Raw genomic sequence first — 16,618 nt, 5'->3', positions numbered from 1 at the left:
ATGGCAAATGTAGTGGCTTTTGTAGGAAGCCCGAGAAAAAATGGAAATATAGATACATTAGTTCAAGAAGTAATAAATGGGTCTGCTAAAAATAATGTAAAAAGTAAAATTTATTATTTAAATGATATGAATATAAAAGGGTGTCAGGGATGTCTTTATTGTAGAAAACACAATAGTTGTATTATCAAAGATGATATGACTGAAGTTTATGAAGATGTAAAAAATGCGGATTATATTATAATAGGTTCACCTGTATATATCTGCCAAGTATCAGCGCAAACAAAGTTATTATTAGATAGATTTTACCCTTTAACAGAAATAGATAAAGTAAGTCATACTCCAAGGTTTGGAAAGAAAAAGCTTATAATGGTATATTCACAAGCAGCTCCATTTTCTTTTATATTTGGAAATTATTTTAGATATACAGCTAAGCACTTAAAAGGTATGGGACTTGAAATACATAAGACTATTATATCTACTAAGGCATTTGAAAAAGATTCTACTAGACATAATGATAAATTACTTAGAAAAGCTTATAATATAGGGGAAAATATAGAAGACTAAAATTATAAAATAATAAATTAATATTATTTTGAGAAATATTATTGACTATTACTGTAATACTTGTTAAGATTGCTATTAATAATAGAAAAACAAGTTAATAATATAAACAATATGATATAGAGGCCGCGGGAGTAAAGAGTACTGTATAGGAAAGGTGCAACCGCCGAAATGCATAAATTTTATGTGTTGGGACTATGTTTAATAAGCATAGTACTGTTTTTAGATTACCGCCCAGTTTTCTAAACGCGCGCTATATCATGTTGGGGCAAAAGGGATTTGCTTTGTATAAAATTGTATTTTTTTATATAAAACAGTCATGAGAACCTTTTGCTCATGGCTGTTTTTTAATATCAAAAAGTAATTTTAAAAAATTTGTTGAGGTGATTGGTATGAAAAAAGTAAATGTAGCAATAGTAGGTGCCACTGGTATGGTAGGAAGAACATTTTTAAAAGTTCTAGAAGAAAGAGATTTTCCTATAGAAAATTTATATTTACTTGCATCAAAAAAATCCGCTGGGGAAACTGTTCAATTTAAGGGTAAGGACTACATAATTGAAGAACTAAATGAAAATTCATTTGATAAGGGGATCGACATTGCTCTATTTTCAGCAGGGGGAGATATTAGTAAAAAATATGCACCTATTGCTAGAGAAAAAGGAGTTATTGCTGTAGACAATAGTAGTGCTTGGAGAATGGATAAGGATATTCCTCTAGTAGTTCCTGAGGTTAACCCAGAGGAAGTAAAAAACCACAATGGAATAATAGCTAATCCTAACTGCTCAACTATTCAAGCAGTAGTTCCACTAAAGGCTTTGCATGATAGATTTAAAATCAAAAGAATAGTGTATTCAACATATCAAGCAGTTGCTGGATCTGGAGTTAAAGGTATTACAGATCTACAAGAAGGGGTAAAAGGAAATGAAAATAAACTGTATCCTCATCCGATAGCTTATAACTGTATACCTCATATAGATGTATTCATGGACAATGGCTATACTAAAGAAGAAATGAAAATGATAGAAGAAACTAAAAAAATATTAAACGATTACGATCTTAAAGTAACAGCTACAACAGTAAGGGTTCCAGTATTTTATGGACATAGTGAATCTATAAATGTAGAGTTTGAAAAAGAATTTGAAATTGAAGAAGTATTCAACATTTTAAGAAATACTGAAGGAGTAGTAGTAGTTGATAATCTAGATAAAAATGAGTATCCACTAGCATTGAATGTTGAAGGAAAAGATGAGGTATATGTTGGAAGAATTAGAAGAGATTTTAGTTTAGATAATGGTATTAATATGTGGGTAGTTGCTGACAACATAAGAAAAGGTGCTGCAACTAATACAGTTCAAATAGCTGAGCTTTTATTAAAATATAATTTAGTATAGAAGGGATGATTTTTATGTTATTTAAAGGATCTGGGGTTGCTTTAGTTACTCCTTTTAAGGATGGTAAGGTAAATTTTGAAAAGCTTGGAGAAGTTGTAGAATATCATATAGAAAACAATACAGATGCTTTAATCGTTTGTGGCACTACTGGAGAAGCATCTACAATGAGTGACGAAGAACAACTTCAAGTAATAAAATATGTAGTTGAAAAAACTAATAAAAGAATTCCTGTAATAGCAGGAACAGGTTCAAATAATACTGCTCATTCAATACACTTAAGTCAAAAAGCGGAAGAATATGGAGTTGATGGTCTTTTAGTAATAACACCATATTATAACAAGTCCACTCAAAGGGGCGTAATAGCTCACTTTGAAGCTATTGCAAGCTCAGTAAATATACCTATAATAGCTTATAATGTACCAGGTAGAACAGGAGTTAATATACAACCATCAACTCTTGTTGAACTAGCTAAGATAAAAAATATAATAGCAATAAAAGAAGCTAGTGGAGATATAGCACAAGTTGCTGAAATGGGAAGATTAGTTCCAGAAGGTTTTGCAATATACTCAGGAAATGACGATATGATTTTACCTCTTTTATCTTTAGGTGGAGTTGGAGTGATTTCAGTAGTTGCAAATATATGCCCTAAAGATACACATGATTTAGTCTCTAAGTATTTTGAAGGTGATATTGAAGGTTCTAGAAAGTTACAACTTGATATGAAACCTTTAATAGATGCTTTATTTATAGAAGTAAACCCTATTCCAGTTAAAACAGCTATGAATTTATTAGAATTTGAAATGGGTGAGCTTAGACTTCCTCTTGTTGAAATGAGTGAATGTAACTTAGAGGTTCTAAAAAAAGAATTAATTAATTATGGATTTAAACTAGTATAAATTATTGTATAGTTAGGAGAAACATATGATTAAAGTTATCGTTAATGGTTCCCTTGGAAAAATGGGAAAAGTCTTAACAGACTCAATAAATGAAGACAAAGATTTTGAATTACTTGCAGGAGTATCTAAGTTTCAAGCTGAAAATATAACTTATCCTATATATTCAAGTATATTAGATATTAAAGAAAAAGCAGACGTTATTATTGACTTTTCAAATCCTGAAAGTCTAAAAGATTTGTTAACTTATTCTAAAAATACAAAAACTCCTATGGTAATTGCAACAACTGGATACAGCGATGAAGAACTTGATATGATAAAAGAAACTTCTAATGAAGTTCCTATATTTCACAGCTCTAACATGTCACTTGGAGTTAATTTATTGTTAAAATTAGTTGAAGTAGCTGCTAAGGCCTTAACTAATTTTGACATAGAAATAGTTGAAAAACACCATAATAAAAAAGTAGATGCTCCTAGTGGTACTGCTTTAATGATAGCTAATGAAATTAAAAATGTTTTATCAAGCGCTGAGTTTAATTATGGAAGACATGGAGTAGATGCAAAAAGAAAAGAAGGCGAAATAGGAATTCATGCTGTAAGAGGTGGAACAATAGTAGGGGACCACTCTGTTATATTTGCTGGGAAAGATGAGGTTGTAGAAATAAATCATATAGCTTCATCAAAGGAGATATTTGCGCAAGGTTCAATGAAAGCTGCAAAGTTTATTGTAAATAAAGAAAATGGATATTACAATATGAAAGATATAGTAAGTTTATAATTTTGGAGGGTATCGACTAATGATGAAAATGACAGATCCATATGAAATAGCAAAGTTTATAAAAGAATCTACAAAAAAAACACCTGTTAAAGTGTACTTAAATGGAGAATTAAAAGATGAGAATTATGAAAATGTAAAAATATTTGGAGTTGAAGGTTCTTATGTATTAATTGGAGGTCACGAGGATATAACAGTAGTGTTAGAAGAAAATAAAGATAGTATAGTAGATTATCATATAGAGTTTGATAGAAGAAATTCAGCTATACCTATGTATAATTACCTTAATGAAAATGCTAGAATTGAACCTGGTGCAATTATAAGAGATATGGTATCAATAGGAAAGAATGCTGTTATAATGATGGGAGCAGTACTTAATATAGGGGCTGAAATAGGCGAAGGAACTATGGTTGATATGAATGCAGTAGTGGGTGCAAGAGGAACTTTAGGTAAGAATGTTCACCTTGGTGCAGGTGCTGTTGTTGCAGGTGTACTTGAACCCCCTTCAGCTAGTCCAGTTATTGTAGAAGATGAAGTTTTAATAGGAGCTAATGCAGTTATATTAGAAGGTGTAAAAATAGGGAAAGGAGCAGTTGTAGCAGCAGGAGCTGTTGTAACTGAAGATGTTCCTGAAGGAGCTGTAGTAGCGGGATCTCCTGCTAAGATAATTAAGATGAAAGATGCTAAAACAGCGGAAAAAACTAAATTAATGGAAGACTTAAGAGGCTAGAAATAGAAATCTATATTTATAGTGAGTTAAAAAAGAGGTGCGAAACTAAATTTTGCACCTCTTTTTTGTTTGGGAAAAAAATATTATAAACAAAAAGTATTTACATATGGTAATAAATGTGATATTATTTCATTAAAGATAATGATAATTATTATCAATAAATAAAAATTATCATATGCTTTGTATAATTTTAAAAATAGGAGGGGAGAAAATGTCTTATAAATCTAATTCTTGTATTTTCAGAGAGAAAAATGAAGATGATTTTTTAACTTGGCTAGTTGAAATACTAGGACCTGTTCTTATTGGATCAAAACCGGCAGAATTAATTAGCTTACCAAAATATGATAGTAAATTAATAAAAAAAGTTGAAAAAATAGAAAAATACATAGGTAATTGTCATAGGATTTCATATAGAATAATTACATATAAAAACACCAGTATAAAAGTATTATTTTATAATCCAATATCTCTTGAGAGCCATTTAGTTGAAAACAGGAATATAAAGTTTCTTAAGTCTGTTGGGTATCCAAATGAGTATAAGTTTCAGGATTATCTAAAGTTTCTTATAGATAAAATTGAAAATGGGTGTATACCAAGTGAGATAGGCGTTTTCTTAGGTTATCCATTAAAAGATATAATAGGATTTATAGGACATCCTTCTCTTAAACTTACTAAAGTTAATGGTTGGAGAGTGTATGGCGATCCCAGGGTATCGGATAGAAAATTTAATGAATTTTTAGATGCAAAGAATAAAATAAGGAATTTATTAAGTCAATATGCACCTGAAAAAGTATTAGCTTTAATTTAATTTTATACAAAGTTATTTTAATATTAAATTTAGGAGGGATAATATGAAAAATATTACAGTTATTTTCTGGAGTGGTACAGGCAACACAGAAATTATGGCTAATGCCATAGCAGAAGGTGCTAAAGTTAATGGAGACGTAGTAAAAGTTCTTACTGTAGAAGAAGCTACTAAAGAAGATGTTATAAATTCTGACTTAATTGCACTTGGTTGCCCATCCATGGGAGCTGAAGTTTTAGAAGATGATCTTATGGAACCATTTATAGAATCTCTTATTGATATAGATTATACTGATAAAGCCATTGCCTTATTTGGGTCATATGATTGGGGTGATGGTGAATGGATGAGGGATTGGCAAAGTAGAATGATTGGTTATGGGGCAAACTTAGTTGATGATGGGTTAATAATTAATTTAACGCCTAATGATGAGGGATTAAGTTTATGCAAAAAGTTAGGCGAAAAGTTAGCTAATGCTTAAATAACTACATAATATAGTTAAAATAAAATTAGGAATAAAATCTATATTTTTTCAATATAAAAAGAGATGCAAAACTTAATTTCGCATCTCTTTTTATATTGAAAAAATATTTACATATGAAAAATAATGTGATATTATCTATTGATAACAATGATAATTATTATCAATAGATAAAGTTAATATGCGACTGAGAAAGTATTAGGTTTAATTTAATTTTACATAAAGTTATTTTAATATTTAGTTTAGGAGGGATAATATGAAAAATATTACAGTTATTTTCTGGAGTGGTACAGGTAAAACAGAGATTATGGCTAATTCTATAGCTGAAGGAGCTAAAGTTAACGGAGATCTAGTTAAAATTCTTACAGTAGAAGAGGCTACTAAAGAAGATATTATAAATTCAGATTTAATTGCGCTTGGTTGCCCTGCTATGGGAGATGAAAGTTTAGATGAAGAATTTATGGAACCATTTATAGAATCTCTTATTGATATAGATTATACTGATAAAGCCATTGCCTTATTCGGATCATATGGTGGGGGTGATGGTAAATGGATGAGAGATTGGCAAAGTAGAATGACATATTATGGAGCAAGATTAGTAGACGATGGATTAATAATTCATCGAACATCTGATGATAAGAGAGTAAGTTTATGCAAAAAATTAGGTGAGAAGCTAGCTAATGCTTGAATAATTCTATAAGATAGTTAAGATGAAATATATTAAAATAATGCCGAAAACAGAATTAATTGAAGATTTAAAAGAACAAAAAATAAGAGAGTAGTCTATTTAAAATGACTACTCTCTTTATTGTGGTTTATAAGTTATTTTTAAAGTTTCATTACAATTATCGAGTTCAATAATTATATGTAGTCTCAGATAATAAAAAATATAGCTTAAAGTATGGATGGAATAAAGTCTTTAGTATATATTTATAGTAGGAGGTGATTAAATGGAAGTTACAAAAAAGAAGAAAATACTATATGCTGATTTAGCTCTGCTTATTGTTACTATAATATGGGGTAGCGGATATATAGCTACTAAAAATACACTTGATTATATTCCGCCATTATACTTATCAGCAATGCGTTTTTGGATAGCTTTTTTTATAATAGGAATAATATCTATTAAGAAATTAAAAAATATTAGTTTAAAGGAAATAAAAGGTGCAGCAATTGTGGGGCTTATTCTTTATATAGCATTTGCTACTCAAACAATAGGAATGCAATATACAAGTGTAGGCAAAACTGCTTTTTTAACAGGCACGAACGTAGTAATGGTTCCTTATATTTTCTGGGCATTGTCTAAAGAAAAACCTGATAAATTTTCGCTTATGGCAACAATAATTTGTTTTATAGGAATTGCAATATTAACTTTAAATGAAAAAATAGGTTCAATAGGTATAGGAGAAGGGTTAACACTTTTATGTGCATTATTTTATGCTTGCCATATAGTTATAACAGGTTACTATGCCAAAAAAATTGACATAATGATACTAACAGCAGTTCAATTTGGAGTAGTAGCTTTATTATGTACATTAACAGCTATACCCTATGAGCAATTACCATCTAGTATACCTACTAGCAGTTGGATATCTATTTTTTATATGGGTATATTTGCTACTTGTATTGCTTTTTTTCTTCAAACACTTGCTCAAAAGTATACATATTCTACCCATGCAGCTATAATAATAAGTATGGAAGCTGTATTTGGTATAATATTCTCTGTTATTTTTCTTAAAGAAGTATTAACTTTTAGAATGATTTTAGGTTGTATAGCTATATTCCTTGCCATAATAACTGCTGAAACACGATGGGAATTTATAAAGAAAAAACCAATTGTTGAGTTAGATACAATAATAGAATAAATAAAAAAACTCTTAATAATTAACTAAGTGGTTTTTGTTATTTATTTATTTAATATATGAAACTGTTAATATTTATGATACTATATATTTGTAATAAGTACTTATTTGTTATACTAAATAGTAATTATATGCAACACTATATAGTTGCAATAGGTATAATTATCGTCATAGGAGTGGTATTATGTCAAACCATATATTAAAAGAAGCACAAAGATGTCTTAAATGTAAAAATCCAAGATGTAAGCAAGCATGTCCTGTAAGTACATCTGTACCAGAGGTTATCGAATTGTTTTTAGATGGAAAAATACAAGAAGCAGGTAAAACTTTATTTGAAAATAATCCGTTATCTGTAGTATGTTCATTAGTTTGTCCTCACGAAAAACAATGTGAGGGAAATTGTGTAATGGGAATAAAATCAAATCCTATTAATATAGGTAATATAGAAAATTATATATCTGATTATTACTTAGATGTATTAGATCAAAAGCCAGAACAAAAATTAAAGGGAAATATAGGTATAATAGGTTCTGGTCCAGCGGGACTAACTATTGCACTTATTTTAGCCTTAAAAGGATATAAAATAACAATCTTTGAAGCTCACGATAAAATAGGTGGAGTATTAAGATATGGAATACCGGAATTTAGACTACCTAAAAGTACATTAGATAGGCTAAAAAAGAAACTTATAAATCTAGGAGTTACAATAAGACCTAATACACGAATAGGTAATATAATAACAATTGAAGAATTATTTAGAGATGGATTTGATGCACTATTTATAGGAACTGGTGTATGGAAACCTAATAAACTTAATATAAAGGGAGAATCATTAGGACATGTTCATTATGCTATGGACTACCTAAAGAATCCAGAAGTTTATAGATTAGGTAATAAAGTATGTGTAATAGGTGCTGGAAATGTTGCTATGGACGTAGCTAGAACAGCTTTGAGAAAAGGGTCGAAAGAGACATATATTATGTACAGAAAAGGTATCGAAAACATGTCCGCAAGAAAACATGAAATAGATAGTGCTAGAATCGATGGAGTTAAGTTTGAACTTTATAAATCACCTGTTGAAATTACAAATGAAGGCATTATATATAAGGATACTCAAAATGAAGAAAATCCTCAAGGGTTATTTGAATGCGATTCAGTAATTATTGCTGTAAGCCAAGGGCCAAGATCAAATATAGTATCGACAACAAAAGGTATAGAGTTAAATGAATATGGTCTTGTTATTACTGATGAATATGGAAGAACTACAAAAGAAGGAGTATTTGCATCTGGTGATGTAGTTACTGGGGCTAGAACAGTAGTACAGGCAGTTAGATACTCAAAAGATGTAGCTGAAGCAATTCATGAATATGTATTACAAAAACGCTCATCAATCTAAGTCACTCACAAAATTTCATAAAAATAAGCAGTCTAAGACCTATGACTTTAGTCATGAAGATAGACTGCTTATTTTTTAGATTTTCATATTGTTACTATACTATGTAACGTATGATATAGTTTTACCTTATAAAATAGGGGTATAATAAACATGAAGGAGTGAGATTAATGAACTGTTCTTGTGATAGATGTAAAAATAAATTATGTGCTAGTAAAGTTTCTATATTTTCTAATTTAAATGAAGAGGAGCTATTAGAAATTATTAAAATGACTGGTCATACTGATTATAGTAAGGGTGACACTATATTTTTAGAAGGTAATGAAGCTGATAAGTTATATCTTATAAATGAGGGAAAAATAAAACTTTATAAATATACAAAAGATGGTAAGCAACAAATACTACATATACTTTCTGATGGAGAGTTCTTTGGAGAATTAAATTTATTTAACAAAGGTGAATATCATTTTAATGCAGAAGCTATAACAAAAACTAAGCTATGTACACTTACAAAAGAAAAAATGAAAAATATAATACTTCAAAGGCCTGAAATAGGAATAAAAATATTAGAAGTTGTAGGAAATAGATTGTCAGAGGTGGAAAATCTTGCACAACATCTAGCAACTAATGATGTTGAATCTAGGTTAGCTTATTTAATAATGGATTTAAGAGAGAAATACGGAAAAGAAACTTCAAAGGGGATAGAAATAGAACTTCCTATAAATAGAGAAGATATGTCTAACTATACTGGGGTTGCTAGAGAGACAATAAGTAGAAAGCTAAAGAAATTTGAAGAAGAAGGGCTCATAAAGCTTATAGGAATTAAAAAAATATTAATTTTAAATGAAGAAAGTCTACAAGACTATATATAAAATAGAGCTTATTGAAAATAAGCTCTATTTTTTTGTGAAAATAAGTAATAAAAGAGATTATATTATCATATACATTTATAAATATTAAAAGGACAAACTATTTCAATTTTAGTTATTAACAAAAGATTTTTAAGGGGGAATTTAATATAATGTGGTACAACAAAAGTGTAAAAGAAATTGAGAATAACTTGAGAACAAATATCCAAACTGGACTTAGTAAAGACGAATATTCAATAAAACTAAATGAATATGGATATAACAAGTTAAAGGAAAAAAAATCAAAAAATATTGTACAAAAATTTATAGACCAACTAAAAGATTTTATGGTTATCATACTAATTGTTGCAGCTATAATATCTTTCTTTTTAGGTGAAACAACAGATTCAATGATAATTATAGCTATTGTAATTTTAAATGCAACCCTTGGTGTAATACAAGAAAGTAAAGCAGAAAAATCGCTTGAGGCACTAAAAAAACTCTCATCTCCCCATGCGAATGTTATAAGATTTGGAGTTCAAAGTGTCATTTCTGTTGAAGAATTAGTTCCTGGAGATGTTGTGCTAATTGAAGCTGGAGATTATATACCTGCAGATGTGAGAATTGTAGAATCTGTAAATTTAAAAGTAGAAGAGTCTTCATTGACTGGAGAATCTATTCCAGTAGATAAAATATGTAATACTCTAAATGATGAAAATCTATCTTTAGGTGATAGAAAGAATATGGCATTTATGGGAAGCTTAGCAACCTATGGAAGAGGACGTGCTATTGTAGTAGAAACAGCAATGAATACTGAAATAGGAAAAATAGCACAGATGATTAATACTGCCGAGGAACAACAAACACCCCTACAAAATAAACTTGAAGAGTTAGGAAAAATACTTGGTATTTTAGCGTTAGGTATATGTGGATTGATTTTTGCTGTAGGCATGCTAAGAGGTCATGAAATGTTTGAAATGTTTATGACAGCAATAAGTTTAGCTGTTGCTGCTATACCAGAAGGGCTTCCATCTATAGTTACTATTGTACTTGCATTAGGGGTTCAAAAAATGATTAAAAGAAATGCCATAATAAGAAAACTTCCAGCGGTAGAAACATTAGGAGCAGCTCGTGTTATATGTTCTGATAAAACTGGAACATTAACCCAAAACAAGATGACAATTGAAAGGGTATACTGTAACAATAGTATAGTATCTGTTAAAAATTTAGATGCAATTTCAAAAGAAGAAAAGATACTAGTGGAATACGGTGTACTTTGTAATGATACGAAAGCACAATACATAGACGGAAATTGGACAAAAATAGGAGACCCAACTGAAGTTTCAATAATAGATTTAGCAATAGAAACAGGGCATAATCCAATAGACATAGTGTCAAAACACGAAAGGTGTGCAGAAATACCGTTTGATTCTAATAGAAAGCTAATGACCACAGTAAATAATATAAATGGAAGATTAGTTTCTATAACAAAAGGAGCTCCTGATATATTAATAAATAAATGTAGTAAAATTTTATCAAATAATGAATATAAAGATATTAATGATATGCACATGAGAATTATAAACGAAGCCAATGACAATATGGCAAATGATGCACTAAGGGTATTAGCAATAGGATATAAGGACATAGACTGTATGCCATGTGATATTTCTGATCTTGAAAAAGATCTGAACTTCTTAGGACTATACGGAATGATAGATCCTCCAAGAGAAGAAGCAAAAGAAGCAGTTAAAAAATGTAAAAGTGCTGGAATAAAAACAGTAATGATAACGGGAGATCATAAAAATACTGCAATTGCTATAGCAAAACAACTAGATATTTTAAAAGATGAAAAAGAGTGTATTACTGGGGTAGAACTTGAAAAAATGAGTGATGACGAATTAGTTAAAAACGTAAAAAAATACTCTACATATGCTAGAGTTTCTCCAGAGCACAAGGTAAGAATTGTAAAAGCATGGCAAAATAATGGAGAAATAGTCGCTATGACTGGAGATGGTGTAAATGATGCACCAGCACTAAAAACAGCAGATATAGGGGCTGCAATGGGTATCACTGGAACCGAAGTTGCAAAAGGTGCAGCAGATATGGTTTTGGCAGATGATAACTTTGCAACTATTGTATCTGCAGTAGAAGAGGGAAGAACTATATTTGCAAACATTAGAAAAAGTATACATTTCTTATTAAGTTGTAACATAGGTGAAATAGCTTTAATTTTTATTGCTACACTTATAGGTATGCCAAGTCCACTTTTACCTATTCATATATTATGGGTAAACTTAGTAACGGATGGATTGACAGCACTTGCATTAGGTATAGACCCTCCAGAAAAAGATATTATGAATAGACCGCCAAGAAGGGCAAAGGCCTCTGTGTTTAGCGATGGTTTAGGATTTAAAATAGGTTATCAAGGATTTATGATAGGCGCATTAGCATTTAACGCATTTTTATTAGGACTTCCATATGACTATAAAGATGGATTTGTAAATGGATATCCAGTTATAGCTCAAACAATGGCATTTATGACATTAAGCTTTTCGCAGCTTGTTCATTCGTTTAATACAAGATCAGATAGAACTTCATTATTTGATTTAGGATTTTTCAAGAACAAATACCTAGTAGGGGCAGTTGGTATATCGGCATTATTACAATACAGTGTAATATCTACAGAATTTACAAGAAATATATTTAAAATAACTTCCTTAAGATGGGAACACTGGTTAGAAGTAATTATATTATCACTACTTCCTATATTAATTGTTGAATTTGAAAAGAGTTTTAACAAAAAAGAAGATAAATAAACCAAAATGGCATTATTATAAATTATAATAATGTCATTTTAAATTTTTGCAATTTGATTTGAGTCACAGAATTAATAACAATAGTATCATATAATTAAATCATCAAAAGAAAGTAAATAATAACAATATCCTAAGGAGGTAATATATATGTTTAATAAAAAGAATAAAATAGGTGAAATAGCTACAATATTCCCAAAAGCAACAAATATATTTATGAAATATGAAATAGATTTTTGTTGTGGTGGAGATAGACCATTAGAAGAAGCATTGAAAAAACAAGGGATAGATGAAAATAAAATAATAGATGAAATAAACAATGAATACGAGAAATTTAAAGAAACTATGGGAAATGAAATTGACTGGAGAAATGAAAAAATGTCAGATTTAATAGATTTTGTAATTAATAAACATCATGCATTTTTAAAAGAAGAATTACCTATTACAGCTAAATATTTAAATAAAATACTACAAGTTCATTATGAGCACAATGGAGAACTTCTTTCTAAACTAAATAAGCTATTTAATGCTTTAAAAGTAGAACTTGAAGAACATTTAGTAAAAGAAGAAGTATTGTTATTCCCATTAATAAAGGAATATGAAAAAAAACCATCAAAAGAGACTTTAGAAAAAGCAATAAAAGTTATGAATGAAACAGAAAGTGAACATGATGCAGCAGGTGATATTATAAAAGAAATGAGAAGAATAACAGAAGGATTTAAGCTACCAGAAAATGTATGTAGGACATTTGAAATAACATATGAAAAAATTGAAGCAATAGAATCAGATTTATTCCACCATATACACTTAGAAAATAATATATTATTTGAAAAAATAAAAAACATATAGGAAAGGATGAAATTATGAAAACTATAGAAATGTGCCCAGCATGTAATGCAGAATTTATTGAGGAATTTGAAGAGAAACTAAATAAAAAGGGGTATACGCTAGATACAATATGTACAGGTCAATGTGGAGTAACTACACCTGTTATATTAGTAGATGGTGAGGTAGTAGAAGCAGATACAATAGATGAGTTAATTGAAAAAATAGATTAATTAAAATAAGGAAGGTCAATGATCTTCCTTATTTTAATCTTTATTAAAATTTTGTTCTATTGTTATTATACCATTTAAGTTAGAATCGTAGTCTTTTAAATAAGAATCAATAGCCTTTTCAAGATTCTCTTTATCTTTCCTAGAATAGCTTTTAGAAGCTTTTATTACAGCATCAAATATAACATTTTTATGGTCGCCACTTTCAACAACTCTAAAATCGTGATATGACTCAATAACATCAAATTTCTTTAAAATTTCTTCGGTAACATGTCTTATAGCAGCGACTTCCTTATCATCTGTTACAACAGGATCCATATGAATAACAAGTAAAACATTAAATTTATTGGATACTTCTCTTTCAGCTTGATCTATAACGTCGTGTATTTCAACAATAGAAGAATTAGATGGAACTTCAACATGAATAGATGCCATATACTTGTTTGGCCCATAAGTATGAATAATTAGATCATGTACATCTATTATAGGATTGTATTTTAGTAATTCTTGCTCAATATTTTTAACCAATTCATCACTAGGTCTTGTTCCTAAAAGATCATCTATAGTTTCCTTTAATATATTGTATCCAGAATAAAGTATGAATCCTGAAACTAAGATACCCATAATTCCATCAATCGGAAAATCTATCCATGTGGATACTAAAAGGGAAAGTGCTACAGTAGCAGAACTAAATACATCACTTAGAGCATCTACTGATGAAGCTTTTAATGCAGAGGAATTAATGGATTTTCCAACATACATATTAAATCTAGACAACCAAAACTTAATTCCTACAGAAATAAGTAAAAGAGAAAAAGGTATAATCTCAAAGTTAACTGGTTCAGGGTTTCTAATTTTGTCTATAGATGCTTTGAGAAAACTAAAGCCAACTAATAAAACAAGAGAAGCAATTATAAGAGCAGATATATATTCAATTCTACCATGTCCATATGGGTGTTCTTCATCAGCTGGTTTACTAGCAAGCTTAAAGCCTAAGACCGTTATTACAGATGATAAAACGTCAGAAAGATTATTAAATGCATCTGCACTTACTGCAATACTATTTGTAACTGTACCAACAAAAAACTTTACTATAAATAATAATATATTCGAAAATATACCAACTACACCACCTAGATATCCGTACCTTTCTCTTATATCTGGGTTATCGATATTTTCATAGTCTTTTATAAAGGATTTAATTAAAAATTTAGAAATCATTAAGTCACCTCTTTAGTTATTATGTACAAGTTATAATATATAATATGATCATTAGAAATACAACATAAGATTTATAAATATGTGATTTTCTAATTGAAAAAATAATAGCTGACAAATTTTCATGTCAGCTATTATTTTTATCATTTATTTAAATTTTATTTATTGTGCCTTTGTTCTACTTTCGTATCTAGAGTACATTAACCATGCAACTATTGTAAAGAATAATGGCCCTGCAACCATCCAAAGTGTAGAGGATATATCTCCTCTTGTTGCAGGCTCTATTATTGTAAAAAAGTTAGCAAATCCTACAGTAAATGTAACTATAACAGTAGCAAATAAAGCGCTTCCATAGGACTTATAAACTTCAAATGGTTTTTTGATACTATCATTCTTTTTAAATTTAGCAAATGCACCTGATAAGAACATATACGGCAATGTCATAGCAACGTTAGTCATTAATACCAGTTTTGTGAAGAATGCAGCAGCAGCCTCTCCACCAAATGATACTAGTATCATCATAACTGCAACAATTATACATTGAATCCACATAGCATTTATAGGCATTCCATCTTTTAATACGCCTAGTTTACCTGGCCATAATTCTTTTGGAGTACCTTCTATTATTTGCTTAAGTGGGGCATATGTTAATGTGAAGAATGCACCACTCAATGCTAAGAACATTGATAATCCAACAAATCTAGCTACCCATGCTCCAAATGCTAATGAAGCAACTTCAGTCATTCCAAATCCCTGTCCTAATGAATATCCTAAGTTAGCCATAACTACATATGCAACGTTACCCATATGTACATTTTCTGAAGATAATACATTTGCCCAGTTAATAAATATACCACACATAAATATACCTACTGAATATCCTATTGCTATTATTATGGCAGCTATTGTAACCCCTCTAGGGAAAGTTTGTTCAGCATTTTCAGTTTGGTCAACTAATCCTCCAACAACTTCTATACCACCATAAGCAAATATTGCAAATACTAGGAATGACAACATAGCAAGTGGTGACTGGTAAGCTGGATTTGGTGCGCTTGTAAATGCTTGACCAGAAGTTATTGGTTGAGCTAATTCTCCGCCATTTGCTATCAATACAACTATAGCACCTACTATTAAAACTATATTAAGTAGTGCAACAGCAGTACCACCTGCAGATGTTATTTTAGATATTTTTTCTAAACCTTTAGTAGCTGTAAATGTTACAAGTGTTATCCATAATACACCTATTAAACCTAGTGTTTGAGTTGAACTTAATCCAAACAATGACCAGGTTGCTGTTGTATCTGATCCAAATATAGCATTTGATAAAGGTATCATAATAGCTGAACCTACGTTAACCATCCATATTATATAAGATGCATACCACATAAATGTTCCTATAAATGCGTATCTAGGCCCAACAGATTTTTCCATCCATGAGTATATACCACCTTTTTCTTCTTTAAAAGCTGCACCGTACTCAGACATCATAAATGCATAAGGTATAAAGAATGTAAGTCCAGATATTACGTACCATGGTATTGCAGCATAACCTGTTAAGTAAAATGACCTAGGCATATTAGCAAAACCAAATACTGAAGTAAAAATCATCAATATTAAAGCAGACATTGATAACTTTTTTGAATTGTTTGTATTAGCACCCATTTTTTACCTCCTAATTATATTTCTTATGTTGCTTACATTGTTACATAAAAACTTTATATCTGATATGAACAATATTTGATGTTAATATCAGATAATTTATATTAATTCTTAACGTACATATTAGTTAGTAT

The 16,618-nt window shown here is 29.8% G+C and carries 16 protein-coding genes and 1 riboswitch; of the genes, 14 read left to right on the top strand and 2 right to left on the bottom strand.

What is annotated here, in order from left to right; genetic code table 11:
* From ACUSRV_RS05655 to ACUSRV_RS05590, 14 genes are all read left to right on the top strand, one after another.
* Positions 1-564 carry a flavodoxin family protein gene (locus ACUSRV_RS05655; protein ID WP_490140955.1) on the top strand — a complete coding sequence of 188 codons (564 nt, stop codon included), beginning with the start codon at positions 1-3 and terminating at the stop codon, positions 562-564.
* Positions 565-673: 109 nt separating this feature from the next.
* A riboswitch (Lysine riboswitch) is annotated at positions 674-825 on the top strand.
* Between the two features lie 128 nt (positions 826-953).
* On the top strand, positions 954-1,952 hold the full coding sequence (locus ACUSRV_RS05650) for an aspartate-semialdehyde dehydrogenase (protein ID WP_490140954.1): 999 nt from the start codon (positions 954-956) through the stop codon (positions 1,950-1,952).
* A gap of 14 nt (positions 1,953-1,966) precedes the next feature.
* On the top strand, positions 1,967-2,848 hold the full coding sequence (dapA, locus tag ACUSRV_RS05645; RefSeq protein ID WP_490140953.1) for a 4-hydroxy-tetrahydrodipicolinate synthase: 882 nt from the start codon (positions 1,967-1,969) through the stop codon (positions 2,846-2,848).
* Positions 2,849-2,873: 25 nt separating this feature from the next.
* A complete protein-coding gene (gene dapB, locus ACUSRV_RS05640; RefSeq protein ID WP_490140952.1) occupies positions 2,874-3,623 on the top strand; it encodes a 4-hydroxy-tetrahydrodipicolinate reductase in 750 nt (249 codons plus the stop codon).
* A 19-nt stretch (positions 3,624-3,642) separates the two neighbouring features.
* On the top strand, positions 3,643-4,350 hold the full coding sequence (gene dapD, locus ACUSRV_RS05635) for a 2,3,4,5-tetrahydropyridine-2,6-dicarboxylate N-acetyltransferase (protein ID WP_490140951.1): 708 nt from the start codon (positions 3,643-3,645) through the stop codon (positions 4,348-4,350).
* Positions 4,351-4,561: 211 nt separating this feature from the next.
* Positions 4,562-5,158, top strand: a complete 597-nt coding sequence (locus ACUSRV_RS05630; RefSeq protein ID WP_490140950.1) for a DUF3793 family protein — start codon at positions 4,562-4,564, stop codon at positions 5,156-5,158.
* A gap of 43 nt (positions 5,159-5,201) precedes the next feature.
* Positions 5,202-5,633 (top strand): flavodoxin, encoded by a 432-nt coding sequence (locus tag ACUSRV_RS05625; RefSeq protein WP_490140949.1) that lies wholly within the window; start codon positions 5,202-5,204, stop codon positions 5,631-5,633.
* A 256-nt stretch (positions 5,634-5,889) separates the two neighbouring features.
* Positions 5,890-6,321: a flavodoxin gene (locus tag ACUSRV_RS05620; RefSeq protein WP_490140948.1), complete on the top strand. Its 432-nt coding sequence runs from the start codon at positions 5,890-5,892 to the stop codon at positions 6,319-6,321.
* A 262-nt stretch (positions 6,322-6,583) separates the two neighbouring features.
* Positions 6,584-7,498, top strand: coding sequence for a DMT family transporter (locus ACUSRV_RS05615; protein WP_490140947.1), 915 nt, complete (start codon positions 6,584-6,586; stop codon positions 7,496-7,498).
* A gap of 181 nt (positions 7,499-7,679) precedes the next feature.
* Positions 7,680-8,891, top strand: coding sequence for an NAD(P)-dependent oxidoreductase (locus ACUSRV_RS05610; protein WP_490140946.1), 1,212 nt, complete (start codon positions 7,680-7,682; stop codon positions 8,889-8,891).
* A 167-nt stretch (positions 8,892-9,058) separates the two neighbouring features.
* A complete protein-coding gene (locus tag ACUSRV_RS05605) occupies positions 9,059-9,760 on the top strand; it encodes a Crp/Fnr family transcriptional regulator (protein ID WP_490140945.1) in 702 nt (233 codons plus the stop codon).
* Between the two features lie 149 nt (positions 9,761-9,909).
* Complete coding sequence (locus ACUSRV_RS05600) at positions 9,910-12,555, top strand: calcium-translocating P-type ATPase, PMCA-type (protein ID WP_490140944.1); 2,646 nt, start codon at positions 9,910-9,912, stop codon at positions 12,553-12,555.
* Positions 12,556-12,702: 147 nt separating this feature from the next.
* The gene (gene ric / locus ACUSRV_RS05595) at positions 12,703-13,401 is read left to right on the top strand and encodes an iron-sulfur cluster repair di-iron protein (protein ID WP_490140943.1); all 699 of its coding nucleotides are present in this window, start codon (positions 12,703-12,705) and stop codon (positions 13,399-13,401) included.
* 14 nt (positions 13,402-13,415) lie between these two features.
* Positions 13,416-13,610 (top strand): YuzB family protein, encoded by a 195-nt coding sequence (locus ACUSRV_RS05590; protein WP_490140942.1) that lies wholly within the window; start codon positions 13,416-13,418, stop codon positions 13,608-13,610.
* A gap of 33 nt (positions 13,611-13,643) precedes the next feature.
* Here the strand turns inward: ACUSRV_RS05590 and ACUSRV_RS05585 are convergent, their stop codons facing one another.
* Entirely contained in the window at positions 13,644-14,828 is a 1,185-nt protein-coding gene (locus ACUSRV_RS05585; protein WP_490140941.1) for a cation diffusion facilitator family transporter, read from the bottom strand.
* Between the two features lie 159 nt (positions 14,829-14,987).
* On the bottom strand, positions 14,988-16,487 hold the full coding sequence (yjeM, locus tag ACUSRV_RS05580; protein WP_490140940.1) for a glutamate/gamma-aminobutyrate family transporter YjeM: 1,500 nt from the start codon (positions 16,485-16,487) through the stop codon (positions 14,988-14,990).
* Positions 16,488-16,618: the final 131 nt, after the last annotated feature.

The sequence above is a fragment of the Sporacetigenium sp. TC11 genome, assembly GCF_058146105.1.
This window is presented reverse-complemented; position numbering and strand designations above follow the sequence as displayed.

Excerpts from the sequence above, each read along its gene's own strand:
- ACUSRV_RS05655 (WP_490140955.1), top strand. The coding sequence starts at position 1 with ATGGCAAATGTAGTGGCTTTTGTAGGAAGCCCGAGAAAAAATGGAAAT.
- ACUSRV_RS05650 (WP_490140954.1), top strand. The coding sequence starts at position 954 with ATGAAAAAAGTAAATGTAGCAATAGTAGGTGCCACTGGTATGGTAGGA.
- dapA (WP_490140953.1), top strand. The coding sequence starts at position 1,967 with ATGTTATTTAAAGGATCTGGGGTTGCTTTAGTTACTCCTTTTAAGGAT.
- dapB (WP_490140952.1), top strand. The coding sequence starts at position 2,874 with ATGATTAAAGTTATCGTTAATGGTTCCCTTGGAAAAATGGGAAAAGTC.
- dapD (WP_490140951.1), top strand. The coding sequence starts at position 3,643 with ATGATGAAAATGACAGATCCATATGAAATAGCAAAGTTTATAAAAGAA.
- ACUSRV_RS05630 (WP_490140950.1), top strand. The coding sequence starts at position 4,562 with ATGTCTTATAAATCTAATTCTTGTATTTTCAGAGAGAAAAATGAAGAT.
- ACUSRV_RS05625 (WP_490140949.1), top strand. The coding sequence starts at position 5,202 with ATGAAAAATATTACAGTTATTTTCTGGAGTGGTACAGGCAACACAGAA.
- ACUSRV_RS05620 (WP_490140948.1), top strand. The coding sequence starts at position 5,890 with ATGAAAAATATTACAGTTATTTTCTGGAGTGGTACAGGTAAAACAGAG.
- ACUSRV_RS05615 (WP_490140947.1), top strand. The coding sequence starts at position 6,584 with ATGGAAGTTACAAAAAAGAAGAAAATACTATATGCTGATTTAGCTCTG.
- ACUSRV_RS05610 (WP_490140946.1), top strand. The coding sequence starts at position 7,680 with ATGTCAAACCATATATTAAAAGAAGCACAAAGATGTCTTAAATGTAAA.
- ACUSRV_RS05605 (WP_490140945.1), top strand. The coding sequence starts at position 9,059 with ATGAACTGTTCTTGTGATAGATGTAAAAATAAATTATGTGCTAGTAAA.
- ACUSRV_RS05600 (WP_490140944.1), top strand. The coding sequence starts at position 9,910 with ATGTGGTACAACAAAAGTGTAAAAGAAATTGAGAATAACTTGAGAACA.
- ric (WP_490140943.1), top strand. The coding sequence starts at position 12,703 with ATGTTTAATAAAAAGAATAAAATAGGTGAAATAGCTACAATATTCCCA.
- ACUSRV_RS05590 (WP_490140942.1), top strand. The coding sequence starts at position 13,416 with ATGAAAACTATAGAAATGTGCCCAGCATGTAATGCAGAATTTATTGAG.
- ACUSRV_RS05585 (WP_490140941.1), bottom strand. The coding sequence starts at position 14,828 with ATGATTTCTAAATTTTTAATTAAATCCTTTATAAAAGACTATGAAAAT.
- yjeM (WP_490140940.1), bottom strand. The coding sequence starts at position 16,487 with ATGGGTGCTAATACAAACAATTCAAAAAAGTTATCAATGTCTGCTTTA.